1 pseudogene is annotated in these 436 nt (G+C 43.3%); it reads right to left on the bottom strand.

Features of this window, described 5'->3' with window-relative positions:
• A pseudogene (locus M3221_RS25685) lies at positions 1–358 on the bottom strand (transposase); the annotation flags it as partial.
• Positions 359–436: the final 78 nt, after the last annotated feature.

A 436-nucleotide genomic window follows, 5' to 3' on the forward strand; every position in this document is an offset into this window, starting at 1 on the left:
GTACTACGTGAGATTTGCAGGACGCTGCACATTGCTGATACCGAGTATTTGTCTTGGTTTCGCTTGATGACATTTACTTTCGTCCCATGATCAGCGCGGCTTGCTTTAAAATATCATTCTCCATTAAGAGCTGCTTATTTTCTTTGCGGAGTTTTAAAAGCTCCTGCTGTTCAGGAGACCGGTTGTCTTTCTCTTTAAAAGAACCGGAGGTTTCATCCTGTTGAATCCAGCGGTCAAGAGATGACGGAGTCAGATCATATTCATCAATAATGGCTCGTTTCGTTTTTCCATTCTGGTACAGCTGCACCATTTGTTTTTTAAACTCGGGCGTGAATGTGCGGCGTTCTCGCTTTGTCATAATTGGAGCTCCTCATCTATTTTAGGTCAAGTGTACGTGACCTTAATTTTTCTGTCCAGATAAGTGTAGCCGCTCCAG

Origin of the sequence: Domibacillus indicus (genome assembly GCF_023715895.1) — a bacterium.
Classification (GTDB): domain Bacteria; phylum Bacillota; class Bacilli; order Bacillales; family Domibacillaceae; genus Domibacillus; species Domibacillus indicus_A.